At 54.9% G+C, this 24,491-nt stretch carries 23 protein-coding genes, 1 tRNA gene and 1 pseudogene; 10 read left to right on the forward strand and 15 right to left on the reverse strand.

From position 1 onward, the window contains the following. Positions 1–262: 262 nt before the first annotated feature. The 8 genes from ACETPC_RS04495 to ACETPC_RS04530 all read right to left on the reverse strand — a co-directional run bounded on the left by ACETPC_RS04495 (position 263) and on the right by ACETPC_RS04530 (position 8,436). Positions 263–1,342, reverse strand: a complete 1,080-nt coding sequence (locus ACETPC_RS04495; protein ID WP_380179042.1) for a taurine catabolism dioxygenase TauD — start codon at positions 1,340–1,342, stop codon at positions 263–265. A gap of 87 nt (positions 1,343–1,429) precedes the next feature. Further along, positions 1,430–1,978, reverse strand: a complete 549-nt coding sequence (locus ACETPC_RS04500) for a 3-isopropylmalate dehydratase (RefSeq protein ID WP_380179044.1) — start codon at positions 1,976–1,978, stop codon at positions 1,430–1,432. Continuing rightward, positions 1,975–3,273 carry an aconitase/3-isopropylmalate dehydratase large subunit family protein gene (locus ACETPC_RS04505; protein WP_380179046.1) on the reverse strand — a complete coding sequence of 433 codons (1,299 nt, stop codon included), beginning with the start codon at positions 3,271–3,273 and terminating at the stop codon, positions 1,975–1,977. The genes ACETPC_RS04500 and ACETPC_RS04505 overlap by 4 nt, the downstream gene beginning before the upstream one ends. A gap of 98 nt (positions 3,274–3,371) precedes the next feature. Then, the gene (locus tag ACETPC_RS04510; protein WP_380179048.1) at positions 3,372–4,829 is read right to left on the reverse strand and encodes a TolC family protein; all 1,458 of its coding nucleotides are present in this window, start codon (positions 4,827–4,829) and stop codon (positions 3,372–3,374) included. 26 nt (positions 4,830–4,855) lie between these two features. Then, positions 4,856–6,058: an MFS transporter gene (locus ACETPC_RS04515; protein WP_380179050.1), complete on the reverse strand. Its 1,203-nt coding sequence runs from the start codon at positions 6,056–6,058 to the stop codon at positions 4,856–4,858. A 26-nt stretch (positions 6,059–6,084) separates the two neighbouring features. Next, positions 6,085–6,684, reverse strand: coding sequence for an L-threonylcarbamoyladenylate synthase (locus ACETPC_RS04520; protein WP_380179052.1), 600 nt, complete (start codon positions 6,682–6,684; stop codon positions 6,085–6,087). An 18-nt stretch (positions 6,685–6,702) separates the two neighbouring features. Further along, the gene (locus ACETPC_RS04525) at positions 6,703–7,935 is read right to left on the reverse strand and encodes an HlyD family secretion protein (protein WP_380179054.1); all 1,233 of its coding nucleotides are present in this window, start codon (positions 7,933–7,935) and stop codon (positions 6,703–6,705) included. Positions 7,936–7,950: 15 nt separating this feature from the next. After that, positions 7,951–8,436, reverse strand: coding sequence for a YbhB/YbcL family Raf kinase inhibitor-like protein (locus tag ACETPC_RS04530; RefSeq protein ID WP_380179056.1), 486 nt, complete (start codon positions 8,434–8,436; stop codon positions 7,951–7,953). Positions 8,437–8,663: 227 nt separating this feature from the next. On the opposite strand from ACETPC_RS04530, the gene ACETPC_RS04535 reads away from it, so the two are divergent. Then, on the forward strand, positions 8,664–9,566 hold the full coding sequence (locus tag ACETPC_RS04535) for a LysR family transcriptional regulator (RefSeq protein ID WP_380179058.1): 903 nt from the start codon (positions 8,664–8,666) through the stop codon (positions 9,564–9,566). On the opposite strand, the gene ACETPC_RS04540 is transcribed toward ACETPC_RS04535, so the two are convergent. Next, the gene (locus ACETPC_RS04540) at positions 9,563–10,162 is read right to left on the reverse strand and encodes an L-threonylcarbamoyladenylate synthase (RefSeq protein WP_380179060.1); all 600 of its coding nucleotides are present in this window, start codon (positions 10,160–10,162) and stop codon (positions 9,563–9,565) included. The genes ACETPC_RS04535 and ACETPC_RS04540 overlap by 4 nt on opposite strands. 152 nt (positions 10,163–10,314) lie before the next feature. Next, on the reverse strand, positions 10,315–11,565 hold the full coding sequence (locus tag ACETPC_RS04545) for an MFS transporter (protein ID WP_380179062.1): 1,251 nt from the start codon (positions 11,563–11,565) through the stop codon (positions 10,315–10,317). A gap of 237 nt (positions 11,566–11,802) precedes the next feature. Here ACETPC_RS04545 and ACETPC_RS04550 point away from each other — a divergent pair, with 237 nt between their 5' ends. The 3 genes from ACETPC_RS04550 to ACETPC_RS04560 all read left to right on the forward strand — a co-directional run bounded on the left by ACETPC_RS04550 (position 11,803) and on the right by ACETPC_RS04560 (position 13,262). Beyond that, positions 11,803–12,240: a type II toxin-antitoxin system RatA family toxin gene (locus tag ACETPC_RS04550; protein WP_380179064.1), complete on the forward strand. Its 438-nt coding sequence runs from the start codon at positions 11,803–11,805 to the stop codon at positions 12,238–12,240. 93 nt (positions 12,241–12,333) lie between these two features. After that, on the forward strand, positions 12,334–12,786 hold the full coding sequence (locus ACETPC_RS04555; RefSeq protein WP_380179065.1) for an antitoxin Xre/MbcA/ParS toxin-binding domain-containing protein: 453 nt from the start codon (positions 12,334–12,336) through the stop codon (positions 12,784–12,786). Further along, positions 12,786–13,262: an RES family NAD+ phosphorylase gene (locus ACETPC_RS04560; protein ID WP_380179066.1), complete on the forward strand. Its 477-nt coding sequence runs from the start codon at positions 12,786–12,788 to the stop codon at positions 13,260–13,262. Before ACETPC_RS04555 ends, ACETPC_RS04560 begins: the two co-directional genes overlap by 1 nt. Before the next feature lie 221 nt (positions 13,263–13,483). Here the strand turns inward: ACETPC_RS04560 and ACETPC_RS04565 are convergent, their stop codons facing one another. After that, on the reverse strand, positions 13,484–13,990 hold the full coding sequence (locus ACETPC_RS04565; protein WP_380179067.1) for a hypothetical protein: 507 nt from the start codon (positions 13,988–13,990) through the stop codon (positions 13,484–13,486). 258 nt (positions 13,991–14,248) lie between these two features. Between ACETPC_RS04565 and ACETPC_RS04570 the strand changes: the two genes are divergently transcribed. The 3 genes from ACETPC_RS04570 to ACETPC_RS04580 are packed head-to-tail and all read left to right on the forward strand — an operon-like array spanning position 14,249 to position 18,014. Continuing rightward, positions 14,249–14,740, forward strand: a complete 492-nt coding sequence (locus tag ACETPC_RS04570) for a (2Fe-2S)-binding protein (RefSeq protein WP_380179068.1) — start codon at positions 14,249–14,251, stop codon at positions 14,738–14,740. Further along, positions 14,737–15,735: an FAD binding domain-containing protein gene (locus ACETPC_RS04575; RefSeq protein ID WP_380179069.1), complete on the forward strand. Its 999-nt coding sequence runs from the start codon at positions 14,737–14,739 to the stop codon at positions 15,733–15,735. Before ACETPC_RS04570 ends, ACETPC_RS04575 begins: the two co-directional genes overlap by 4 nt. Beyond that, entirely contained in the window at positions 15,732–18,014 is a 2,283-nt protein-coding gene (locus ACETPC_RS04580; RefSeq protein WP_380179070.1) for a xanthine dehydrogenase family protein molybdopterin-binding subunit, read from the forward strand. The genes ACETPC_RS04575 and ACETPC_RS04580 overlap by 4 nt, the downstream gene beginning before the upstream one ends. Here ACETPC_RS04580 and ACETPC_RS04585 read toward each other — a convergent pair. Both ACETPC_RS04585 and ACETPC_RS04590 read right to left on the reverse strand, forming a co-directional pair. Next, positions 17,992–18,987 carry an XdhC family protein gene (locus tag ACETPC_RS04585; protein ID WP_380179071.1) on the reverse strand — a complete coding sequence of 332 codons (996 nt, stop codon included), beginning with the start codon at positions 18,985–18,987 and terminating at the stop codon, positions 17,992–17,994. The two genes, ACETPC_RS04580 and ACETPC_RS04585, sit on opposite strands and share 23 nt — an antisense overlap. Then, the gene (locus tag ACETPC_RS04590) at positions 18,938–19,597 is read right to left on the reverse strand and encodes an NTP transferase domain-containing protein (RefSeq protein ID WP_380179072.1); all 660 of its coding nucleotides are present in this window, start codon (positions 19,595–19,597) and stop codon (positions 18,938–18,940) included. The genes ACETPC_RS04585 and ACETPC_RS04590 overlap by 50 nt, the downstream gene beginning before the upstream one ends. 143 nt (positions 19,598–19,740) lie before the next feature. On the opposite strand from ACETPC_RS04590, the gene ACETPC_RS04595 reads away from it, so the two are divergent. Next, positions 19,741–21,201, forward strand: coding sequence for an AMP nucleosidase (locus tag ACETPC_RS04595; RefSeq protein WP_380179073.1), 1,461 nt, complete (start codon positions 19,741–19,743; stop codon positions 21,199–21,201). A gap of 203 nt (positions 21,202–21,404) precedes the next feature. Here ACETPC_RS04595 and ACETPC_RS04600 read toward each other — a convergent pair whose 3' ends face one another. Next, positions 21,405–21,929 (reverse strand): VOC family protein, encoded by a 525-nt coding sequence (locus ACETPC_RS04600; protein WP_380179074.1) that lies wholly within the window; start codon positions 21,927–21,929, stop codon positions 21,405–21,407. Positions 21,930–22,054: 125 nt separating this feature from the next. Next, entirely contained in the window at positions 22,055–23,179 is a 1,125-nt protein-coding gene (locus ACETPC_RS04605; protein ID WP_380179075.1) for a Gfo/Idh/MocA family protein, read from the reverse strand. A 294-nt stretch (positions 23,180–23,473) separates the two neighbouring features. Here ACETPC_RS04605 and ACETPC_RS04610 point away from each other — a divergent pair. Both ACETPC_RS04610 and ACETPC_RS04615 read left to right on the forward strand, forming a co-directional pair. Next, positions 23,474–23,549, forward strand: a tRNA-Asn gene (locus tag ACETPC_RS04610). 161 nt (positions 23,550–23,710) lie between these two features. Beyond that, positions 23,711–24,136 (forward strand): annotated as a pseudogene (locus ACETPC_RS04615) (Arm DNA-binding domain-containing protein); the annotation flags it as partial. Positions 24,137–24,491: the final 355 nt, after the last annotated feature.

Raw genomic sequence — 24,491 nt, forward strand, 5'->3', positions numbered from 1 at the left:
GAGGTCACAGTAGTGCCGGAACAAGTTTACCGGCTACCATTGCAGATGCCGTTGACTACAATAAGCGCCACGGAAAACCGGATGAGTTCATGAGTCGCGCTGTGCAGTGATTCATCAGGATAATAGCGAGCAGTCTTAAATTTTAATGATAAAAAATATCATTGAAATTTAATATTAAAGTAAATGGCAGGCGTAAGCAGGCCTGCCAGTTTATTATCAGCTTTTGCAATAACAAATAAGTTGGAGGTTAGTTTTTTTTGATTTATTCTTCCGTCACGAAGCCTGGCAAAATGGGATCAAAAAAGGCGCTGTAATTGTGCAGGGCCTCATCATTACGGAAACTGTAGGTTTTCAATAACCATCTTTTTTCAGCGGCATCCTGGTCAATGACTTTAACAATATCCCGATTATGCAGTGAATCCTGATTAGCAAAGGAGAACAGATCTCCGGTATTAATAGCCACACGCTCTTTTTTAGCTTTGGTCATAGCTACTTTTAATTCCAGCAGCGCTTTAATTGCGGACTGTGGCGCATCCGGGGCAAAAGTAGTACGAGTGTCGTAATAGCGGAAGGTATGGGCGTTTTCCAGGATGATATGTTTGTCCGAATTGACCTGGTTTGCATTTGAATCACGGGAGACTTCATCATAGGGCGTAATGTAGTGCGGCTGACGCAGCCAGTATTGCGATTTTTCTGAAAGCCCCTGCAGGATGTCTTTGCCGTCCAGATAGCCCGTATAAATCAGGTTCTGTTCATGGCAGCGCATGCCCAGCAGGCTCAGGAAGTCTGCCCGTACCGGATGCGCGGTGCGGTCATTATGAAAATAGAGCTCGCCATCGGTCTTCTGTGTTTGGGTATTGGCATATTTTTTATCGGCATAGACATCATGAAAGAAGTCGCCGTTGTTTCTGGTACGATAGGCCAACAGAGGCGTGCCGGTTAGCTGGGAAAAGAGTTCCAGCAGGGTTTCACCAATAAAGGTGGTTTTCTTTCTGTATTTATCATTAACGGGATCGAACTGGTCGAATTCCGGCACCACTTCATCGATAGGTAAGTTTTTTAGTAGCTGCGCGTTTACCCCTGATAGTCGCCTTTCATCTTTTATTTTAGCGCAGACCTCCAGAAACTTAGCCGGGACTTTTGCTTCTAAAATAAGAAGATTAACTTCTCTTTTAAAATTAATATAATCCTTATAGGGGTTAGTGCCAACGATATTCAGAACATCGAATATAGCTTTTTTCTCGGCATTATTAAACTCATAGGTACTGATCATGCTTCTTCTCCAAGGTGTTATATTTTTGCCTGTAGCAGGCGTAACAATACCTGAGCCAGGGCGGCTCAAATAATCTGGATCCCTGAAACAAATAATCGCGGGGAAAAACCCCCATCATTTAGTAAATTCCGGCCACCATGAAATGGCCGGGTAATTTTATTTAATTCTTCCCGTCGTTCTGGCGTAGGCAAACAGGCCGCCTGCCGCTACGATATTTGCCAGTTCACCAACCGGTTCGCTGGTAAAGTAACGGTCATTTTTTAAAATTTTGATGGTCTGTTGTGCGATATTGATTTCTACCTGGTCGCCAGTTTGCAGCTGTTCGCACAGCCGATCTGCCGCCGCGACCGGCAATACCTGTCCGGTTGCGACGCAGTTACGAAAAAAAATGCGCGCATAGGACTGGGCAATCACTGCTTTAACGCCGGACGCTCCCAGCGCCACTACGGCATGCTCACGTGATGAGCCACAGCCGAAGTTTTTACCCGCAACTATAATGCTGTACTTTGATTTCCCGCTTTGCGGATCGATAAACGGCAGCGCATCTTCCGGCAGGCCGCACATCGCCAGCGAGGCAAGTTGCGCGTAGCCTTCCGGTGTCGAAGGGTTTACCTTCAGGTACTCGGCAGTGAGGATCTGGTCAGTATCGATGTTATCTTCCAGCACGTAGACGCTACCGCAAATAACAGCCGTTGATGAACTCATAAGTAGTCTCCCGGATGGGTAATACAGCCATTGACCGCTGCGGCAGCGACCGAGTAAGGCGAGCCTAAATAGATGCTGGCGCGTTTATTCCCCATGCGGCCAATAAAATTACGGTTGGTAGTAGAGATCACCGATACCGGGTCGTTAATGCGACCAAAGGTGTCTGCCGGGCCGCCGCAGCAGGCGGCGCAGCCCGCCTCCGCCGAAAGTTTCACCCCGGCGTCGCTAAGAATTTGATAGACCGACACGCCTTCAATTTGCGTGGTGATGATGCTGTGAAAAACCTCCTTTGTTGCCGGCACCGCATAGGTTGGAATAACGACTTTTTTTCCTTTAATTACCCTTGCGGCCGCGACGAAATCTTCCAGTTTGCCTCCTGTACAGGAGCCAATATAAGCCTGAGCGATAGCCACGTTGGTTACCCGCTCAATCGCCACCACGTTATCCGGCGAGTGTGGGCGCGCAATTCTGGGTTGCATATTGGTGATATCAATCTCAATAACTTTGCTGTAAACCGCATCTTCATCCGGCGCGATGACCGTAAATGGCACCTCGGTACGCTTAGCCAGATAGTCGAGCGTCGCCTGATTAGGCACCATGATGCCGTTTTTGGCGCCGCACTCCACCACCATGTTACAAAGCGTCATGCGCTCCTCCACCGAAAGCTCGTCAACCGCGTTGCCGCCGAACTCGATGGTTTCATAGGTTGCGCCGTCTACTGTCAGCTCCGCCAGCAGCGCCAGTATCATATCTTTCGCCAGCAGGCTGGCAGGCTTTACCCCGGTATAGTTAACGCGGATAGTGGCAGGTACTTTCAGCGGGATCTCGCCCGTGCCCAGCGCATAAGCGGCATCGGTAATGCCCAGACCGATAGCAAAAGCACCAAAGGCGCCGGAGGTGACGGTGTGCGAATCAGTGCCTAACAGGACTTCGCCGGGACGCGCATGACCGCCTTCCGCCAGACCGATATGGCAAACTCCTTTATATTCCGGCGTGCCGACATCGTAGAAGTAATGAATATTTTGCTCGGCGGCGAACTCGCGCATTACGCGAATATTTTGGTTGGCCTGCGGATCGGCAGAATAGACAAAATGGTCGGGGATCATAATAAAACGACGGGGATCCCAGACCCGGGCGTCTTCGCCAAACTCTTTTTTAAATACGCTGGCTACGCCAGGCGTGCAGGGATCGTGCGACATCAGAATATCTACTTTTGCCCAAACTACCTCACCCGGCGTTACGCTTTCACGCCCACAGGCACGTGCGAGAATTTTTTGTGTGATTGTTTGTCCCATCTCACTTGCCTCTCTTTATCCGCTTAAATTCAGGAGGAAATATTAACACGGGCTGTAGTGTTTCTGACCGCTCGCCGCGTTTAATCCCGCCTGAGAACTTATTGTTCCAGACTGACAACAGTGGCCGATTCCGGGCTGTCTGTTGCCCTGGCAGAATAGGCCTCAAAGCTGATAATCAGCGGTTTTTCTACGGCATAACCCTGCGCCTCTGCGTCGGAGAATAATGCATCGACGCTGGTCAGCGCACGCGCGTCAAGCGCGCCAGTTTGCTGTAGTAAACTAAGCCAGTTGATAAGATATTTCGATGTTTCCTGCTGTAGCCGGTTGCGCACCTCATCCTGTTGCTGGCGTGCGGACAGCAGATCGCTACTGACGCGCTCGCCCAGCGAGTAGCCCAGAGCTACCGAACCAGAGGCTTTAGCGGAAGAAGCGGCGGCCTGCTGCAGCGCCCGTAGCCTTTTTTCGCCAATAAGCAGCGAGTTGTATAAGCGGCGCGTTTGCGTGACGCTTTTGCTCTGCTCGTTACGCCATTCATATCTTGCCTGTTCAGACAGCGCTATCGCTTCCCGCTCGCGGCTTAGCGTTGCTCCTCCGCTATAGAGCGGAACGGTAACCTGCATACCGATAACGGCGGAATCCCCTGCGCCCTGCGCCGTCGTAATGCCGTCAACGCTGGTAAAACCTCGCGAGTACTGATAGTCAGAAGCCGAATGGCTGCTGTGATTCCAGCTGGCGACCATATCGACCCGAGGCAGCCATTCCGCTTTAATTTTATTGATGCGGCGATCGGCTACTTCTGCTTCAAGCGCAGCCATCGCAATAGCGTCATTATGCTCTGTGGCCTGGCGCAGCCACCATGACAGCGGACGAGCGCGAACTGAGGGCAACGTAAGACGAGCGGGCAGCCAGGCAACGCGGCCGGGATCCGTGCCCACGATCTGACGTAAAGCATCCTGCGTCTGGGCGCCCCGGGAATCCGCTTCCGCGGCGTCCGCTTCGGCCAGATCGTAAGCGGCCTGAACCTCATCCACATCTACCCGGGTCACTTCACCCGCCTGATAGCGGGCCAGCGCTCGCTTAAGATCTATCGCCACCAGCTGTAAATGGTGCTGCGCAACGCCCTGTTCTACCTGAGCATCCTGCTGGGCGAACCAGGCCTTAGCCAGATCGACCATTAACTGACGCTGCTGCGCCTGCCAGCGCCAGGCTCCAACTGTTTCCTGTAAATGGGCGATATCCAACTGTTTCCAGGCGGCAATATCAACAATCGGCATTGTCAGCGCCACGGCGTAGCCATTGCTGCCAATCTGCTGGCGTCCCTGGTCGCTAAGACGCTGCTCTGTCCAGCTACTTCCGGTTCCTGCGCTCAGGCTGGGCAGTAGCGCCGCCTGCGCCTGGCTGCCCGCTTCCTGGGTCGCGATATATCCCATTCGGCCAGCATTCAACAACGGGCTGCTGCGCTGCATCTCTTGCCACAGCGGGCCCAGGCCTGCCGCCGCCGCGCCGCCGCTTAACAGCACCAGCGCAAGGCCCATCGCGGGCATCACTTTTCTCATCACTGCCTCTCAACTGGCCTGCCGCATTAACAGGGCGTAAGCGCTTTTTCGTGGTAGCGGCGCAGGGCAATTAACCCGGCCATGCTCAGTAAGTAGAACCCGCTGAAGGCGATCATTAGCGCTTCAACGCCCTGATTAACCAGCAGTACGGCTCCCGCCATTAACAACAAACCATTAGCCAGGCCGAAATCTCGTTCCATCCGGCCAAAGATATGCATGCGCTCGGCGGCGGAATTCTGTGAGACGTCCAGATTGGCCATGGTGACCGGCCTGATTGCGCCAGACCCCAGGCCCAACAGGCCAATTGCCGCCAGGCCGGAAATAAAATAATCGATGCCCATTGCGGCCAGCTCGCTGCTGAAGCCAAACAGCAGCAGGGCACCCAGCATTAGCATCACGGTCAGCGCCAACAGCATGTTGACGCCGTAACGCTGGATAATGACATTGCCAACTTTGGCCGCGGCAAAGGCTGATAGCGTAAAGAAGCTCAGTACAGCGCCAAACAGCAGCGGCTCGACGTTGACCATAATGAAATAAAAGGGAATAAAACCGATAAAAGGCGCCAGGGTAAAAGCGCGCGACAATGAATAAAAGATCATCCAGAACTGCTGCTGCGGAAGCAGTTGTAAGGCCGCTGGTTTAACGGCGCCCTGCTCTTCCGCCGGTTGCGGCGGTTCGTTGATCGGCAGGATGACCAGTACGGAAAGCAGGCTCGCCAACAACGAGGCGAAAAATGGCCACTGTGGGTTGTAATCAAACAGGATGCTGCCAGCCGTTCCAGCCAGCAGCGTAGCGATAAACATTTGGCTTTGGGTACGCGTCTGCACCTGCATAAACAGACCCGGATCGCCGCCCGGCCGGACGATCTGGCGCAGCAGGCTGGAATCGGTCGACAGCGCAATGCTGAAGCCTGCGCCACCAATGATTTGCGCGATGCCCAGCACCGCCACGCTGAATTCTGTCTGGCGAGTGCCCCATAATATCAGCGCCAGCCCTGCCGCCTTCGCCAGTTCCCCTATCGCCACCACCTGTTTTTGGCTGAAAGCGCGCAGCAGAATGCCGCTCAGGCTGGCGCAGAAGGTACTGCTCAGACCATAGATCGCCAGCAAGGCGATAATGCGATACATGCCTGTATCCATCAGCCAGAAGTAGAAAAGCAGCACCGGCAGATGGAAATAGCAGCGTGAGATGACCCGGTAAGCTGCAAATAGCCGGATATTACGTTGCATGGCAAGCAGCGTTAACGGGCCGTCCATCAGGCGTAGATCTCTCCGATGCGGATATCGCCCTGGCGGATAACCGTTAAGCGATCGCCAAGCAGCGAGACAATAGTGCTCGAAGTGGTGGTGGTGCTCGTTCCGCCGCCCGGCAGGACATAATCTACCTGACGGCCAAAAGTCGCTTCCGCCAGGGAATGATCGATCAGTCCGGCATGTTCGATACCGGAGATATTTGCTGAGGTTAACGCCAGCGGCCTGCCCCACGCCCGTAACAGCGCCTGCAGCGCAGGCTGGCTGTTGCAGACCAGCGAAATCGAGTCCTCTTTGATAAATTGATGATCCGGCGCCTGCGCGGATTTAGGCAGCACAAGGTTAAGCGGCCCGGGCAAAAAATGCATTAGTCGGGAGAACGTCTCGCGCTGCCAGCGGCTTAGCTCAACGTAATTCTGAATCTCTTCAGGCGAGGCTAAAAACAGCGTCAGCGGCTTTTTTACGTCGCGCTGTTTGATAGCGTAAACTTTTTCGCAGGCGCTAACGCTCCACGGATCGACGGCCAGCGCATAGTTGGTGTCGGTGGGCACCAGTAAAACACCTTCACGTTGTAAAACCTTAACGGCTTTCTCAATTGGCGACATAACGAACTCTTTTTCAGATTAAAGGGAAACGGTGACGCTGCGCCCGGCCAGGCAGAAGCCTGCCGCCTGCATTGCGCCTTGCCGCTGGATACGGATACGTGCGGTGACCACTTTTACCGGAAGCTGGCGGCGCGCGATTTCCGGCGGCGGTATCACCACCGAATCGCCCACGGCCACCCGCCCGGTTCCGGCCCTGACGGCTTCAATCACGCCCTGCCACTCGCCATAACGGCTGTCGGCAGGAGAAAGCGCTACATTAACCTGCTTGCCGGGCCGCAGTTGGCCTGCCGCCGACTCGTCAAAGAAGGCTTCCACCCAGCTATTGCGGCAGTCGATAATCTCGATCAGGCTTCCGTTGCTCTCTACGCTACTGCCCTGACGGGCGTTGACGGACCAGATTGCCCCGTCAAGGGTCGCCCGGATATCAGCATGCTGCTGCCGCGCCAGCTGCTGATCGATCTGCGCAAGGTTTTGCCGGGCGGCGTCGAGCTGAACGGTCAGCGTCTGCTGCGCCTGCTGTAAGTCATCCAGGCTCAGCTGCATCTCGCGTTGGTTCTGTTCTGGCCCGGTCAAAGTCCGCGCTCCGCTCAGCTGCAAGCCGTCGCTGGCCGCCTGGCTGTCCAGCAGGCTCTGACTGCTGGCGGCCCGCTTCGCCTGCGCCTGCGCCCGTAGCGCCTCTGCTTCGCTGCGCTGCCGTTCGTAGCCAGCATCGCTGAGGTAGCCCTGGCGATGCAGCTCGTCGGCTCTTCTGAGCTGGTTGCTGGCAAACCGTGCCTGCTGCACGGCGGCCTTTTCTTCCGCCTCAGCCTGTTGATAGCCAGCCCGGCTGTAGTCGCGCTGCAGCCGCTGTTGCCGCTGGCTTTCCTGATAATATTGCTGCCACTGTGCTTTCCGGGCGGCTATTTTTAACCGGTTGCCGCTTAACTGTTGCTGCAGCCCGGCAAGGGTAAATTGCGTGGTTTGCCGTAGCGCCAGTAGCTGAGTCAGCTGCGCGTTTGAGGCATTCCAGTTTACTGCTCCCAGCAGCTGCGATTCTTTAACCATAGCGCCGGGATAAATACCGGCGCGCCAGGCAAGCGTTCCGGGGATCGGGGAGGCTATCTGCGTCACGCTGGCATTAATAAACGCCTCTTTACTGGTTGTTTTCCGCGTACATAACCAGAGCAGGGCCAGCACTAAAATGGCGGCTAATAAATATTTCCCGGCTTTACTGTTTTTCCCGGCAACCAGACTATTAAAAAGACGTTTCACAATATTAATCCCTGATTAACGCTGATAAAATCCGGTCAGGGAAGCTGTAGCGAGGCTATTAGCATGAATTAAAAAACGGGCGACGGCATTGGTGGTTTCACTATCAATACCTAATTTCTCGACGCTTAACGCATGCAGGGTAAATATATAAGCATGCGGATTATCGCCTTCCGGTGGGCAGGCACCGCCGTAGCCAGGCAGGCCAAAATCATTTTTACTTTGCGTCATTCCGGCTGGAAATAGCTCCTGGCTAATATTGCCGCTGTCGCTGGCTAAACTTGTGGTCGCGGCAGGAATATCAAAGGCTACCCAGTGCCAGAATCCGCTGCCGGTTGGTGCATCCGGGTCAAATACGGTGATGGCGAAGCTTTTTGTACCTTCAGGAATATCGCTCCAGGCCAGCGCCGGAGAAATATTTTCGCCGCTGCCGCCAAAGTTATTAAATTCATGTTTTTTATTCAGCGCAGACTGATGATTAAAATCACTGGAAGTAAGTTTCATAATTTCACCTTTTATGGGGGAAACTCATCCTAACCAGAGAAAAATTAGCTGCCAAGCTTCCTGGTGCTGTGTCCGCTATTATTCCATTAATGAAACAATCAGAAGCTATCAGCTAACGATGAAAACAGAGTGAAAAATTCTGTTTACAAGCGCTAAAACGCACAAAAAGAAGGCGGTGACTGTGCTATTGTACAGGCACAATCTGATGATAAATATAAAGTTTACTGATGAGTAATGTCGAAAATCTGGTCTCTATGGCGGCTTTTGCCAGGGTGGTTGAAACGCTGAGTTTTACCGAAGCCGCGAAGTCGCTTCAGCTATCAAAATCTTCCGTAAGCCGTGAGATCTCTCAGCTTGAAGTTCGCCTTGGCGCACAGTTATTGAATCGTACTACCCGCACGATTGAAGTGACCGAACTGGGGTTAAGTTATTACCAATACTGCTATCGCATTCTTAATGAGCTGAACAGCGCCGACCGCTTTATTCGTAATTTCCACGAAGAGCCGATCGGTAATTTCCATGTGCTGGCGCCCTTTACTTTTGGCTATCAGTGCGTTGTTCCGGCGATGAATCATTTTATCGCTAAAAATATTCATGTCAGTGCCGATTTAGATTTAACCGACCGACCGATAAATATGGCGGAAGACCAGTACGACATTGCAATAGTTATCGGACGAGAGCCGCCGAACCATCCGTTAATCAAAGCATTAATTGATATCAGCTGGGGGTTGTACGCAACACCGGAATATCTCAGCCAGTATCCTGACATGGAAAAACCCGAAGATTTACCGCGCCATGACTATATTTTATTCCGGGGATCGGCTCACACCATCTCTCTGCCTTTTCGTAAAGAGAAGCAGAAAACGGCTATTGAGGTACGCAGCCGTTTTCGCGCCAATAACAGTATGGCGCTGATGAGCTCGGCGCTGGCGGGAACAGGAATCGCTTATTTGCCCGACTATATGGCCCGTGAAGCGGTTAGCAGCGGCAGGCTGCTGCGCCTTTTGCCCGACTGGCGGATGGATACCTATCAGGCCTGGATGGTGTTTAAATCGGAAAAAACGCTCTCATCCCGCGTCAGGCATTTCGCTAACGATTTGCAGGAACGCCTGCGCCGGGATCTTAGTTAAGCCACGCACAGCTCAGGCTCTATGACAACATCCCCTCGGCGCAGCACGTCGAGACGATTGTGCAGTAAAGAGACAAAAGTGGTGGCCCAGGAACAAACATTGCGGTTATTGGAAGGAATAACCATATCGACCAAATCGCCGTAGCTGTCGCGCGCGGCGGTCAGGCTGACCAGGCCGGTTCCCGATCCGGCCCGCGTGGCGGGCAGAACAATCAGCGGATGGCCCAGAGCCGCTATGGTCGCGTTAAGCAGCTTGTTATTGGTGCAGACTACGGCTATGGCGCCGTCAGTGATTAGCTGATGTTCAGGAACCTCTGCCGCTTTGGGCAACAGCAGCTTTAGCGGCCCCGGCCAGTAGCGCTGCGCCAGCGCCTGCACCTGCTGACGCTGCCAGACATTTAACGTTACCCAGGGATCCAACTGTTGCGGCTGAGCGACGCACAACGTCGCCTGTTCATCGCTTTGCTTTATGCTGCGTAAACGTCGGCAGGCCGGGAGGCTGTAAGGACTGATTGCTAAAGCATAGTGCGTATCTGTCGGGGCCAGCAGTACGCCATCCTGCTTCAGGCAGGCTACGGCTAAATCAATAAACGACATCGGATAATTTCCCAGGGTTAATCGTATTAACAGCAATCAGGCAAACGTACGACTGTGACTTCTTATCCCGGCAATCCTGCCGTACATTTTATTCCACTACAATAGAAACACTGAGCGCAGGGTTATTGTCTGTCTGCTGCAACAGTCGGTTGCTATTTATTGCTTTTATTGGGGTGTTGAACCAGGCCCGGAACCGCATTTTCCAGCCCTCGAATTGCCCGAACCAGCGCGGTAGCTGCCGTAGCCAGCACTATCGCCAGGGCGCAGGCCAGCAGGACTTTGGTGCTGCCATAGCGCAGAGCCAGCGGCCCGGCAGCCAGTTCGCCTAAAGGAATAGTGATGAAAGATCCCATTGCGTCATAAGCGTAAACGCGAGCCAGTTTCTCGCGCGGGATATGCGTTTGCAGCGCATGCGCCCAGATCACGCCGAACTGGCCAAAACCCGTTCCCGCCAGGCAAAATCCAGCCATCAGCAATGGCGCGGTCGCCCCGAAAGCCAGCAGCAGAATGGGAACGGCGTTAAGCGCCACCAGCATAACGCCGATAAACATGGCGCGGCGCGGCCGCCAGCGCAGCGCAATACAGGAACCGATAATCAGCCCGAGGCTTTGTGCCGCAATCATCATTCCCCAGTTTGTGCGGCCAAACGACGCATCGGCAATAACCGGCCCCAGTACCATCACCATGCCGGTAAAGGCCGCATTGATTACGGCAAACTGCGCCACCACCGCCCAAACCCAGGTTCGCGCGATAAACTCGCACCAGCCGTCACGCAGGTCTTGCCAGAAACTGGCATGGGCTTCAGCAGGCTGATAATGGCTACGGATTGAGAAATAGAGCGGCGCAGCGGCAGCGAAGCCACAGGCATCGACCGCCAGCCCCCAGCCGGGCCCGATGGCGCTGGTCATTACGCCGCCAAGCGAGGCGCCGAGTACCGTCCCTATATAGACGCCAGCCTGAATAAAAGCGTTGGCCTGACGAAGTGCCTGCGCCGGGACGGTTTGCGGCACCAGCGCCGCAGAAGCGGGTAGCGCGATCCCGGCCGCTGCGCCGTTCACCGTGCTGAGCAGAACAAGCAGCGGGATTGTCGCTGCGCCATCCAGCACCAGCCACGCGACCACGCCCTGAGAAAGCGCCGCAATAGTGGACGAGGCGAAAAGCACCAGGCTACGCGAATAGCGATCTGCCAGCACGCCGCCGAACAGCAAAAAAGCCACGTTAAAAACAGAGCGCGCCGCCACAACCATGCCTAAATCCGCTGCCGTACCGCCGATATCCAGCACGGCAAAAGCCAGCGCAACGGGCGCGACGCTATTGCCCAATACGGTCAGAAAACGGGCCAGAAAAAGGTTTCTGAAGGGCGTGGCGCGGAAGGCATGGCCTGGCGGGACGGCGGCGCTCATTTCGCTCTCCTCAGACTGAGTTTTTACAACGTGCGAATTCTTACCAAATTGTCGATCGCTCAACCTGCCGCCCTCTACCTTTAATCCCTACATAAAAGAGGGAGAATAATAACCTAAAGCAAAGACCTGCTGTTACCCTTTACTTTGCGACAGATCAAGAAGTAAGGAAGGCTGACTGATTAGCCTTTCACAGCGGCTGGCAGGCCGCACGCCACGCCGAAACGGCTAAGAGGAAAAATGACGACTTTTGAAAAGCGCGTGCAGGTTAATTTCAGCCAGGAGCAAATGTATAACCTTGTTGCCGATGTCGCCGCCTATCCTGAGTTTTTACCCTGGTGTCGGCAGGTCGATATTCAGGGCAGCGAGCCAGACCATAAACTGGTGCGTATCGGCATGCGCTTTCAGCAACTGCCCGAAATCAGCCTGACTACCCGGGCGGCATTTCATCCTCCGGCTTCGCTACAGCTGCGGCTGATCGCTGGCTCTTTTTTGTCGCAGTTTGAAGGCGACTGGTTTTTTGAAGCCCGCGGTGAGAAAAGCTGTATGGTTACTTTCATCGCGAAATATCATTTTGCTAATGGCCTGCTCGGACTAAGCCTGGCGCCTTTTTTTCGTTTAATGGTCACTATGCTGCCGGAAAGATTTATCCGCCGCGCCGAAGAAATTTATCCTTAAACAGCACACGCCGTTTCGATCCCTTTCGTCGACGATTGCCTCCCCTGTTCATATGAGCTAAAATTTAACTCATATGAACAAGCAGGGGGTTATATGTCTTTTTCGCTTTATCGACCTCAGCCCGGCGGCGCGCCCGCCTCGCTGCTGCTTTCCCTGAGACTGCCTGAAACGCTGGCGGAAGCGCATCGCCTGATCTCCCGTGGCCTGGACGCCAGCCTGGTTAAACAAATGGCCAAAGAGCTCAGGCTGGATGAAGCCTTGCTGTGCCGCATGGCGGGCATAGATCGCAATACCTACAGCCGCCGTTTAAACAGCGCCAGCCAGCTTTTTTCCGTTGAACAAGGTGGGCGGATTTACATGCTGGGCCGCGTTCTGTCTGCCGCTAATCAACTCTTCAACGGCAATACGACGCGCATGGTGGAATGGCTTAACACGCCAGCCAAAGCGCTGGGCGGCCAGAAGCCTGCGGATATGACTTCAACGCCCGCAGGCGCGGAAGCGGTACTTAATCTGATTGGCCAGATTGAACACGGCGTCATCACCTGATGGAATCCGCAACTTTTTACCGGCTGGTTAAGAGCAGCTATGTTAAGAGCGCTTTTGACGGCAGCGGCGCCAGGTTATACGGCGGCCGCTGGAACTCGGCGGGCAAGACTTGCGTTTATCTGGGGTCAAGCAAGGCGCTGTGCGTGCTGGAGGCACTGGTACATTTAACGCTTGCCGATCTTGCCGGGAATTATTCAATGCTCTCTCTTCAGGTTCCCGCCTCGCTTGTCACCCAGCTGGATATGCGCGATTTGCCTGAGGATTGGCAGGACGATCCAGCACCGGCTTCCACTAAAGCTATCGGCGACGGCTGGCTTGAAAACAGCGAAAACGGCCTGGTGCTGCAGGTGCCGAGCACGATTACCGGCGAATGGAACGCGCTGTTTAATCCTGCGCACCCGCAGGCTGCGGCAGCATTGAAAACAGTGAGTAAAGAGCCTTTCTTTTTCGATCCCCGGTTTGGTAAAAATCAATAACCCAGACTGCTGACAAAGCTAAAAAAGCTCAGGTGAACATTAGTTTTTTTACAGCAACTCCGCAGCTTTATGGCGGCAGAGGCTGAGCGGATAAGCGGACCGTTTGGCGCATGGACGCGCCAACCGAGCCTCCACGGACGGATTAACGGCGTGTCCGTGTTCCGATCTGCCTCTGCTGCTCTGTCACTGATTTAAACGCGACCTGGGGTTTGTCATCAATCTCAATAAGCCCAGGCTTCGCTAATCACCATGCCAAAGTCGTTACTTCTCTTATAAACAATGACGTTTTCCGGTCGCTCAGCATAACCGTCGTAATTACAGATAGTGATCTTTTGCTTTAACTCCGCATCCCAGGCCTCCAGGCCAGAACAGCTGTTGCGCCCGCCTGAAACCCAGCGTGCGGCCGCGGTGTAGTGGCTTTCTCTGTCTGCGGTAAAATAAATGGCCGTATGCAAAGGCAGGCAAAGGATACCAGGGATGAACAGCAACAGCCCTGAAAATACCAGCAGCCCGCTGCGTAATGTCTTAACTTTGATGTGATTTTTAAACCAGAGCCAGCTAAACAGCAGCGTGCTCGTCACCAGCGAACTTATCGCGAGCAGCCGCAGCGCGCGCCAGTTAATCCAGGTATTTTGCCAGACAATGGCTTTCCATGAGAGAAACAGGAATAAAGCCATAGCGGCCAGCGAAGTCCAGAAAAGAAGCGGCCAGTAACGATAATTTTTCATGCCCTGTCTCGTGCAAAAAGATCATCGCCCAATCATACCTTTAAACTCTGCCGCAGGCCCTGAGGTATTGCTGATACGCCATCTGGCTGCACAAGCCTTCACCACCCTTTTCACAATCCTGACTATCCTTATCTTTCCGATACGCTCGGCTAAAAGAGCGATCGCTGTCCCCCTTATACAGAGCAATGAGGCAGTGTCGACACCCTTTTCGTAAGCGCTGCGCACACTGTCAGTGACCTCCCCACTCTGGAGACGACAATGACACAACTTTATCCCCTACAGCTCACCGTAAACGGTGAAAGCTGTCAGCTGATGGTCGATCCGCGGACTACCTTGCTGGATGCGTTGCGGGAACATATCGGCCTGACCGGCTCCAAAAAAGGGTGCGATCAGGGTCAGTGCGGTGCCTGTACCTTACATGTTGATGGCGAACGCGTACTGAGCTGCCTGACGCTCGCGGCCCAGGCGGCGGGTCGGGAGATCACCACTATTGAAGGCCTGGCTAAAGCCGATGGCACTCTGCACGCGGTACAGGCCGCCTTTATGCGTCATGACGCTTTTCAGTGCGGCTACTGCACTTCCGGCCAGATCATGTCGGCGGTTGCCTGTATCAAAGAAGGCCATACTGGCTCGGACGACGAAATCCGCGAGTATATGAGCGGCAATCTGTGTCGCTGCGGTGCCTACCCCAATATCGTTAAGGCCGTTAAGGATGCGGCGGCCAGCCTGAGTCAGGAGGCTGTGTCATGAGAGAATTTAGCTATCAACGCGCGACAGATATCAATAACGCTACGGTGCTGGGTAGCCAGCCGGAAGCTCGTTTCCTTGCTGGCGGCACCACACAGCTGGATCTGATGAAATGCGGCGTGGAACGCCCCGCCACCCTGGTCGATATCACCCATCTGCCGGATCTGCATGATATCAGGCTCAGCGATAATCAGCTGACGCTCGGCACCCTGGTGAAAATGAGCCAGGCAGCCGACAGCAAAACGGTAAAATCTTGCGCGCCCGCACTGGCGGAGAGCCTGGCGTTGGCCGCTTCCGCCCAATTACGCAATATGGCTTCGCTGGGCGGCAATATTTTGCAGCGCACGCGGTGCAGCTATTTTCGCGATCCGCTGGCCTGGACCAACTGCAATAAACGTAACCCTGGTTCCGGCTGCGCTGCGCTGGACGGCCTGAATCATAATCATGCCGTGTTGGGCACCAGCGATAGCTGTATTGCCCTTTATCCCGGCGATTTTGCCGTGGCGCTGACCGCTTTCGATGCGGTACTGAATTTGCAAAACAGCGCTGGCGAACAGCGTTCCGTGCCCGTTGTCGATTTTTTCCGCCTGCCCGACGATCGTCCCGACCTGGAGCATCATCTTGCTCCCGGCGAGATGATTGTCAGCCTTACGCTGCCGTGCAGCCCGGCGCTGGCCCGTTCGCACTATCTGAAAGTACGCGACCGCAGCTCTTATGAGTTCGCCGCCGCCAGCGCGGCCGTAGGACTGGAGATGGAAGAAGATAATCTGACCATCAAAGAGGTTCGCGTGGCGCTGGGCGGTGTAGCGACCAAACCCTGGCGCGCTTATCAGGTGGAGCAGGCGCTGAAAGGCCAGCCGCTGGAAGAGAAAATACTGCGCAAGGCGGCGGAGAAAGTCACCGAGGGCGCCATAGCCCGCCAGCATAACGGCCATAAAATTATTCTCGCGCCTCGCGTGATCGCCAGGGCTTTGATGACAGTCGGAGGCCTGGCATGAGCACTATCGAAACGCAACCGGCCCATCGTCAACAGGCTTTAGGCAGTCCGCTGGATCGCGCTGACGGTAGGTTAAAGGTGCAGGGACTGGCGACCTATGCCGTGGAAAAATCACTGGAGAATATCGCTTATGCGGTAGTGGTGCAGTCTACCATCGCCTATGGCCGTATTACCGCTATGCATACTGAGCGCGCGCGGCAGTCGCCCGGCGTGCTGGCGGTTTACAATCATCAAAGCGCTCTGACAATCCATCCGGCCAAAACTTTTGGCGAAGGCGGCGCGGCGGCGCAGGCTTTTCTGCCGCTGCAGAGTGACAAGGTTTTATGGAACGGTCAGCATATTGCGCTGGTGGTGGCCGAAACGCTGGAGCAGGCTACCGAAGCCGCCGCGCTCATCGAGACGGAATATGAGCAGCAGCCCGCTATCGTGCATCCGCATCATCCCGATGCGAAACCGGAAACCGTGGATGCGCTAACCATCGACTGGGGTGATGCTGTTTCCGCACTGGCGCAGGCAGAAGTACAGATTGGCGGCGTTTATACCACGCCCAGAGAGTACAACTCGCCAATCGAGCCGCACGGCTGTATTGCTCACTGGCAAAACGGCAGCCTTACCTTGTGGGAACCGAGTCAGTGGGTTGGCGGCGCGCGCCAGGTAGTTTCTGAATGGTTGGCAATTGACCGTGAAAAGGTGCGTGTGATCTCGCCCTACGTCGGCGGCGGTTTCGGCTGCAAAGGCGGCATTCAGCCACACAGCGCCCTGGCCTGCGTCGCTTCGCGCGAGCTTAACCGTCCGGTAAAACTGGCGCTGACCCGGCCGCAAACTTTTACTGCTTTCGGCGGCAGGCCGCGCACTCATCAACAGCTGGCGCTCGGCGCAAGCAGCGATGGCATGTTGCAGGCTATCGTGCACGATAGCTGGAACGAAACGGCGCTGCACGATGTGCATCAGGAGCCCTGCAATTCTGTGACGCCGCTAATGTACGCCTCTCCCAATTTTTTGTCGCATCACAAGCTGATCCATCTCAACACGGTAAACCCAAGCTGGATGCGTGCGCCGGGCGAAAACCCCAGCACTTTTGCGTTAGAGGTGGCAATGGACGAATTGGCCTGGGCTCTTAAAATGGATCCGCTGGCGTTACGGCTGAAAAACTACGCGGAACAGGATCCCCAGGCCAATATTCCCTGGAGCTCACGGCAGCTACGCGAAGCTTACCAGCAGGGAGCCGAAGCTTTTGGCTGGGACAGACGTCCTCTGGCGCCGCGCAGCCTGCGGGAAGGCCGCCAGCTGATCGGCTGGGGAATGGCTTCCGGCACCTATCCGGTGCGCCGTACGCCGGGCGAGGCACAAATTGTGCTTAGCGCCGATGGCCATATTGAAGTGCAAAGCAGCGGCGTGGATATTGGTACAGGCACCTACACTATTCTGGCGCAGACGGCGGCAGATGTACTGCTGGTCGCGCCGGAGAGCATTACCGTTTCGCTCGGCGATACGCTATTGCCGCGCGCACCGGTTGCTGGCGGTTCGCAGCTGGCGAATTTGCTGACCGGCGCAGTGCATAAAACCGCGCTGGCGCTGCGCGATATGCTGATAACGCTTGCCGTTGCCACAGAGAAATCGCCGCTATGGCAGCAGCAGCCTGCCGATGTATCACTGGCCGATGGTTTTCTCTGGCTGAAAAGCAGCCCTGGTTTACGCATCAGTTTTACCGATCTGCTGCGGCTTAGCGGCCACGATAAACTGGTCGCGCATCAGGATACTTTCGATAAAAGCGCCAGCGAGGAAGATCGTGATAAAGCGGATCGCACCTCTTCGATGATGCTGCCGCCAACCGATGGCGGCGTTTCCGCCCATAGCTGGAGCGCGATCTTTGTAGAAGTTGCCGTTGATGAAGACTTTGGTACGGTACGGGTCAAAAGAATGGTCGGCGCCTTTGACTCTGGGCGGATTTATAATCCCAAACTCACCGAGAGCCAGTGGATTGGCGGTATGATCATGGGCATCGGCCAGGCGCTGCTGGAAGAGGGGCTGATTGACGATCGCGATGGGCGTATAGGTAACGCCAATCTGGCCGACTATCTGATCGCCGTTAACGCGGACATTCCCGAACTGAAAGCGATCGGCGTTGGCCAACCCGACTATCTGGCGACCGTGCTGGGCGGCAAAGCGGTCGGCGAACTGGGTATCGTTGGCGTAGCCGCCGCTATTTCAAACGCGGTCTGGCACGCTACCGGCAAGCGTATCCGCGATTTGCCCATTACTCAGGATAAGCTGCTGTAGCCGCTGTTTGCAGCCCGCGATTTTTATGCAGCACCACATCCGCCATTACCGCCAGCGCAATTTCGGCTGGCGTTTTACTGCCGATAGCCATGCCGATCGGCGCATGAATGCGACTTAACTGCTCATCCGTGAAGCCAGCGATAGTTCTTAACCGCTCGCGCCGTTCGTCGCTGCTGCGATGCGAACCAATCACGCCGATATAGAAGGAGTCGGTATGGATCGCTTCCATCAGCGTTAAGTCGTCAATACGAGGATCGTGAGTTAGCGAGATCACCGCGCAGTTACGCTGGCAGCCCTGGCTTTCAATATATCTTGCCGGAAACTGGCGGATAAGCTGCACCTGCTCGTTCAGGCTGCGGCAATAGTCGTTTAATACTTCAGGACGGTGCTCGCACACCAGGGTGTTAAACCCCAGCGCGACGGCAAAATCGCTGCAAAACAGCGCCGCTGTAGACAGCCCGGCGATCAGCACGCCGGGTGCGGTAGCCAGTTTTAGCGTCAGCTGGTTTCCCTCTTGCTCAGCGCTTGCCTGGCTACACAAACGGGCGGCCACCATCGATTTACAGGCTGCGGGCAGCGTGAACTTTTTCTGCAGCGCGCCATGCTTTTCCAGCAGCCCGGCATGGCGCTGAAGATAGCTGAGGCTTCTGGCCGTCGGCGGCAGGTATTCAACCAGTACCTCCAGCGACCCGCCGCAGGGCAGCGCCCTGTTCGGCTTTAATCCGCCCTCGCCGTAGCGAATAATCTGCGTAGGCTGACTGTAATCACCCGCGCGGATACGCTGAATAAAATCCTCTTCTACGCAGCCGCCGGACAGTGAACCGCAGACGGCACCTTGCTGGTTAGCAACCAGCAGCGATCCTACCGCGCGTGGTGAAGACCCCCATGTTTTGATCACCGTGCAGAGCCAGACAGGCTGCTGTTTAATCCAGCTCAGCGCCTGACTCATCACCTGACTGTTTAGCGACTGCATACTCTTCTCCTGTCGGTAGCTGTGAAGGCAGATCGATATCCCGCAGAATGGCTTCATCCTGTAGCTCAATCGTATAAAGAGGGAACTGGGTTAACAGATTGCGCGCGCCCTGCTCATCGGTTAGCGCGCTTAACGCTTTGAACGCACAGCGGCCAAAGCCGACCGGATGCCCGGGACTGGCTCGGAAGACAGGGCGAACTATGCCGTCCTCAACGACTTTACTGGCCACCAGCCTCAGCGTGGCAGAAGAGATAAAAGGCATATCGGCCAGATGAATTAGCCAGCCGTCCCACTCAGCCGTGTGGCGGACGCCGGCGGCGATCGACTCGCCCATGCGGGTATTTTCTACCAGAATCGTGGGAATACCTTCACGCCGACAATACAGGCGAATGGCCTGCTGGGCGGGCCGCGTCACTACGCACACCGGCAGGCCGCTGCGCTGCGCTGCAAGACAGCTATGCACAAACACCGATCGCCGCTGGCCTGAGGCATCCGCAAATTCGGCCTGTAGCTTATCTATGGTGCCGCCCGCTTCGGTAAACCGTTGTCCCAGCCCGGCAGCGATAACCAGAATACCTGTCGTTTTTTCCCTGTGCTTGCTCTTATCCATAAACATTACCATTACTAACGTTCGGGTCATCAGCGTAGCGCAAATTCTTTCGCGCGGATATCAATTCAGACGACGCCTGAGCGCGCAGGCATAAATTCGGCTAACATGCTGTTAAGAAAACAATAACCGCCCGAGGAGAAACCATGACCCAGCTTTCTGCCCCACCAGGATTAACCGTAGACGAGGCGCTGGACAAGCTGAACTCATTGTATGAGGCGGCGGTCAACGCGCTACGTCAGGCCATTACCACTTATATCAGCGAAGGCACGCTGCCGGACGCGGCCAGCCGCGCCGCCGGTCTTTTTGTTTACCCCGAGCTGCGCGTTAGCTGGCAGGGCGATGCCGCGGGCCATAAGCTGTCGCGCGCTTTTGGCCGCTTTACCCGTCCCGGCAGCTATGCCACTACCATTACCCATCCGGCGCTGTTTCGCCATTATCTTTACGAGCAGCTTTCCATGCTGTGCAGCGAATATCCGGTTACGCTGGAGGTCAGGCCCTCCCAGCAGGAGATCCCTTTCCCCTATGTTATTGACGGCTCCAACCTGGGATTAGATCGCAGCATGAGCGCCGGACTGGCGCAGCACTTTCCTACTACCGAACTGGCGCAAATAGGCGATGAAAATGCCGACGGGCTTTATCAGCCGGGCGAGAAATTCCCGCTGTCGCATTTTGACGCGCTGCGCACCGATTTCTCGCTCGCCAGGCTACGCCACTACACCGGCACGCCGGTTGAGCATTTTCAGTCCTGGGTGCTGTTTACTAACTATACCCGCTACGTGGACGAGTTCGTGCGCTGGAGCTGCGAACAGATCGCCGATCCCGATTCGCCTTACGAAGCGCTTTCCTGCGCGGGCAGCATCTATATTACCGCCGAGACGCCTGACCCGCAGGCCAGTATCTCCGGCCTGGCCTGGAAAAACCATCAGATGCCGGCCTGGCATTTAATCGCCAAAGAGGGCCAGGGCATTACGCTGGTCAATATTGGCGTTGGCCCATCCAATGCGAAAACCATTTGCGACCATCTGGCAGTGCTGCGCCCGCATGCCTGGCTGATGATCGGCCACTGCGGCGGCCTGCGTGAAAGCCAGACTATCGGCGACTATGTGCTGGCTCACGCCTATTTGCGCGACGATCACGTGCTGGACGCGGTGCTGCCGCCGGATATCCCTGTGCCAAGCATTGCCGAAGTACAGCGCGCGCTGTTTGACGCAACAAAGCAGGTCAGCGGCATGCCGGGCGAAGAGGTTAAGCAGCGGCTGCGTACCGGCACGGTAGTCACCACCGACGATCGTAACTGGGAGCTGCGTTACTCCGCCTCCGCGCTGCGCTTTAACCTTAGCCGTGCCGTGGCAGTGGATATGGAAAGCGCCACTATCGCCGCCCAGGGCTACCGCTTCCGGGTGCCTTACGGCACGCTGCTGTGCGTTTCCGATAAGCCTATCCACGGCGAGATCAAGCTGCCCGGCCAGGCTAATCGTTTTTACGAGGGCGCTATCTCCGAGCATTTGCAGATCGGCATCTGCGCGATAGATTTGCTGCGCGCGGAAGGCGATAAGCTGCATTCCCGTAAATTACGTACTTTTAACGAGCCGCCGTTCCGCTAGGCGTTTTACCAGGTACGCCGCCGTTTCCGTCAGTGATAAAGAACAGGAACCGGCTGGTGCTTTTGGCAGGCTACTGGTTTTTAAAGTGAGGCGGCAGATAGGTTTCTGCCGCGCTCTTTACTGCTAAATATTCCGACAGGCATTCTACGGCAACAATATAAATGCCTGTCGGAAACCGCCCGATTTTGCCTGTCCGAAAAGTTTTACCCTGCCGGTATCCAGCGCTTTTCGGTCGCCCCGGCGTCATAGTGCAGCGGCGAAGGCAGCGTAATCAGTTCAATTAATACGCCAAACGGCGTGCGGCAAAACCAGGTCTGGTTGCCCTTGCCCTCTTCCTGCGCAAAACAGTCGCTGGGGCCGTCAAACATCTCCGCGCCATGTTTACGCATTCTCTCGCCCGCCTGCTGAATGTCATCTACGTAAACAGAGAAATGGTTGACGCCCGCATGGCTGATGCCCTGTTTATCGTTGATTGTTTCCGGGCTGGTCTGAAAAAGCTCCACGTTACAGCCGTTGCGCAGCCGCAGCATGGCCAACCCGGTAACGTTCATTTCCGGCGGAAAGCCGTTAAGCGGCTGCATTGCTTTGCCTTCTACCTTTTGTGCAGGATCGTCAGGCGGTACGATGCGATACAGCACGCTGGCATCCAGCGCGTCGATAAAAAATTGTTCTGCCGCCGACAGATCGGAAACGGTGATGCCAATATGTTCAATGCCTCTGATACTCATCGCTTTTTTCCTTGTTATAACCCTTCCTTAAGCCTGGCAGATAAGTGATGCTTGTCACATTTCTGCGGCAACCGCTTGATGGAAAAGCCTCAGCTGCTCACGGCGGCGTGTTAATACCAACCCGCTTACCTGACGCTAATCCAGCGTCTTTCCAGCGCGGAGACGGCTATGGCTTCCAGCACTTTTGATACCCGTAGCCCTTCGGCAAAGTCCGGCCACATGCGGTCATCCGCCGCGATGCCATTGATCAGATCGCGGATCTCTACCGTTTTCTGATCGTTAAAGCCGATGCCATGTCCGGCGGAGACACAAAAGGCGGCGTAGTCAGGATGCGCCGGGCCAGTGAGAATCGTTTTAAATCCCTGCCTTCCAACGGCGTCGTTGTGCTGATAAAGCGCCAGCTCCGCCATTCTCTCCTGGGTATAGCGTATTGTTCCTTTGGTGCCGGTGACCACATAGGTTAGCCCCATTTTGCTGCCACAGGCGATGCGGGAGGTTTCTATCACGCCGTGCGCGCCATTGGCGAAGCGCAGCAGCGCGCTGGCCTGATCCTCATTTTCTACCTCGCGCAGCACTGTAGGTTCTTTCGCATCGGGACGCTGTTTGATCACCGTCTGCATATCGCCGGAAACTTCGCGGATCTCGCCAACAAGGTAATGCGCCATGTTAACAATATGCGCGCCTAAATCACCCAGCGCTCCTAACCCGGCCAGCGCCTTCTGGCAGTGCCAGTCCAGCGGCGTCTGCGGGCTGGCCAGGTAGTCTTCGTTATGCGTGCCGTAAAAATGTATTACCTCGCCTATTTCGCCGCTGGCAACGATCTCTTTCGCCAGCTGGCTGGTGGGGTTTTTCATATAATTAAAGCCCACCAGCGTTTTCACGCCTGCCTGCGCGGCCGCTCGCGTCATCTCTTCGGCATCCGCAACGCTTAGCGCCAGCGGCTTCTCGGAATAGACATGCTTGCCGTGGCGGATCGCTTCCAGCGCCATCTCTTTATGCAGGAAGTTGGGCGCACAGATATCTACTACGTCTATTGCCGGATCCGCCGCCAGCTCTCGCCAGTCGCCCGTTGAGCGACTGAACCCCAGCGCGGTCGCCTGCGCTTTTGCCGCCTCTGGGTTAATCTCCGCCACCATTTCGCGCACGATTTCGCCTTTTAAGGCGAATACGGTAGCGGCCTGAGCGTAGGCGATCGCGTGACAGCGCCCGATATAGCCTGTGCCAATCAAACCTATTCTGACTTTTTTCATGGAGATCCCTTGCTGGTGGACGAGGCGTGTCAGCGGAATGTATATTTCAAAAAAGGCATAAACAACGAGCAAATGAAACAAACGTGATCGTTCTGACGAAAGTCACTGCAAGCCGCAGGTCGATACATGCGTAACCTGCGAGGCGCTACGCAAACCGCCTCTTTTGGGCGCTCAGCGGTAAAAACCCTCTTCCGTACCAGAGAGTGCTGCTTTCTTCAGCAGTCAGTAAAAAAAGTGCAATCAGGCTTTGACATCGCCAGGCGCTATCGATATTATGCGCCCCGTTCACACGATTCCTCTGTAGTTCAGTCGGTAGAACGGCGGACTGTTAATCCGTATGTCACTGGTTCGAGTCCAGTCAGAGGAGCCAAATTTATGTTTTCATGCATCTTCACGAATCTTTATAAGATTTAGATTCAGCAAGTTAGTGTGAAAAGTCTTCCCGATGCATTTTCATTTCCCCCTCCGCATCGGGCAAGATTGGTAGTCTGATTTGGGGTCATTTCAGTTCGATTATGGAGTGACCACCATATGTGCCTGTCCGACGCGAAAATTCGCAGTATCAATCCTATTGATAAACCCTTTAAACTGACTAATTCTCATGGTATGTATCTGCTTGTCAATCCGAGCGGTTTACACCCGGGTCTCTCAGATATCGCTTCAAACGAAAAGAATCCTGTATTGCGTTAAGCGCCTATCCGCAGGTGCCTCTTTCCGACGCCCGCCAACAGCGCGATGATATTCGTAAACTACTGGCGCAGAATATCAATCCCGCACAACAACGCATGGCTGAAAAAGCCGCCACGTTACTGGAAAAATGCTTTGAGGCCGTAGCGATGGCATAGCACAAAACCAACATAAAATGGTGGGCTGACTATGCTGAACGCATCTTTGCCAGTATGAAAAAATCGTATGTTTCCGGCAATCATTCATCTGCCCATCACAATGCTGAAAATATAGCATTTCACGGCATTGCTGAAAGTTATCGAGGAAAAAGGTTTTCTAGAAGTCGCGCCCCTACACCAGCGCACCTTGCGTAGCCCCCGCTCACTATAGAGATGTAGCCGAACGCATGGCATAAAGAAGCGCGGATACGCCATTATGTCGCAGGTATAATATTCAGAAGACCAATCCTGACACCTGATTTTGCAGATGCGGAAGAAAAATACTGCTCTTGCTAGTGGTCGGCAAAAGCTTGCACTTGAAATGCCATTGTCGCAATGACGGTTTTACTCGGGTACTGTATTTTTTAACTCTTTGTTTTACCAATCGCCTGTCCGTAAAATAAACGCCAATACGGAATTCATACTAT

Origin of the sequence: Pantoea sp. sgz302252, from assembly GCF_042610525.1 — a bacterium.
Lineage (GTDB): Bacteria > Pseudomonadota > Gammaproteobacteria > Enterobacterales > Enterobacteriaceae > Erwinia.

Bases quoted from the DNA above. Each gene is read 5' to 3' on its own strand.
- ACETPC_RS04575 (WP_380179069.1), top strand. From the start codon at position 14,737: ATGAGAGAATTTAGCTATCAACGCGCGACAGATATCAATAACGCTACG.
- ACETPC_RS04535 (WP_380179058.1), top strand. From the start codon at position 8,664: ATGAGTAATGTCGAAAATCTGGTCTCTATGGCGGCTTTTGCCAGGGTG.
- ACETPC_RS04545 (WP_380179062.1), bottom strand. From the start codon at position 11,565: ATGAGCGCCGCCGTCCCGCCAGGCCATGCCTTCCGCGCCACGCCCTTC.
- ACETPC_RS04560 (WP_380179066.1), top strand. From the start codon at position 12,786: ATGGAATCCGCAACTTTTTACCGGCTGGTTAAGAGCAGCTATGTTAAG.
- ACETPC_RS04585 (WP_380179071.1), bottom strand. From the start codon at position 18,987: ATGCAGTCGCTAAACAGTCAGGTGATGAGTCAGGCGCTGAGCTGGATT.
- ACETPC_RS04555 (WP_380179065.1), top strand. From the start codon at position 12,334: ATGTCTTTTTCGCTTTATCGACCTCAGCCCGGCGGCGCGCCCGCCTCG.
- ACETPC_RS04605 (WP_380179075.1), bottom strand. From the start codon at position 23,179: ATGAAAAAAGTCAGAATAGGTTTGATTGGCACAGGCTATATCGGGCGC.
- ACETPC_RS04510 (WP_380179048.1), bottom strand. From the start codon at position 4,829: ATGAGAAAAGTGATGCCCGCGATGGGCCTTGCGCTGGTGCTGTTAAGC.
- ACETPC_RS04540 (WP_380179060.1), bottom strand. From the start codon at position 10,162: ATGTCGTTTATTGATTTAGCCGTAGCCTGCCTGAAGCAGGATGGCGTA.
- ACETPC_RS04590 (WP_380179072.1), bottom strand. From the start codon at position 19,597: ATGGATAAGAGCAAGCACAGGGAAAAAACGACAGGTATTCTGGTTATC.
- ACETPC_RS04505 (WP_380179046.1), bottom strand. From the start codon at position 3,273: ATGGGACAAACAATCACACAAAAAATTCTCGCACGTGCCTGTGGGCGT.
- ACETPC_RS04580 (WP_380179070.1), top strand. From the start codon at position 15,732: ATGAGCACTATCGAAACGCAACCGGCCCATCGTCAACAGGCTTTAGGC.
- ACETPC_RS04500 (WP_380179044.1), bottom strand. From the start codon at position 1,978: ATGAGTTCATCAACGGCTGTTATTTGCGGTAGCGTCTACGTGCTGGAA.
- ACETPC_RS04520 (WP_380179052.1), bottom strand. From the start codon at position 6,684: ATGTCGCCAATTGAGAAAGCCGTTAAGGTTTTACAACGTGAAGGTGTT.
- ACETPC_RS04550 (WP_380179064.1), top strand. From the start codon at position 11,803: ATGACGACTTTTGAAAAGCGCGTGCAGGTTAATTTCAGCCAGGAGCAA.
- ACETPC_RS04595 (WP_380179073.1), top strand. From the start codon at position 19,741: ATGACCCAGCTTTCTGCCCCACCAGGATTAACCGTAGACGAGGCGCTG.
- ACETPC_RS04600 (WP_380179074.1), bottom strand. From the start codon at position 21,929: ATGAGTATCAGAGGCATTGAACATATTGGCATCACCGTTTCCGATCTG.
- ACETPC_RS04530 (WP_380179056.1), bottom strand. From the start codon at position 8,436: ATGAAACTTACTTCCAGTGATTTTAATCATCAGTCTGCGCTGAATAAA.
- ACETPC_RS04565 (WP_380179067.1), bottom strand. From the start codon at position 13,990: ATGAAAAATTATCGTTACTGGCCGCTTCTTTTCTGGACTTCGCTGGCC.
- ACETPC_RS04515 (WP_380179050.1), bottom strand. From the start codon at position 6,058: ATGCAACGTAATATCCGGCTATTTGCAGCTTACCGGGTCATCTCACGC.
- ACETPC_RS04570 (WP_380179068.1), top strand. From the start codon at position 14,249: ATGACACAACTTTATCCCCTACAGCTCACCGTAAACGGTGAAAGCTGT.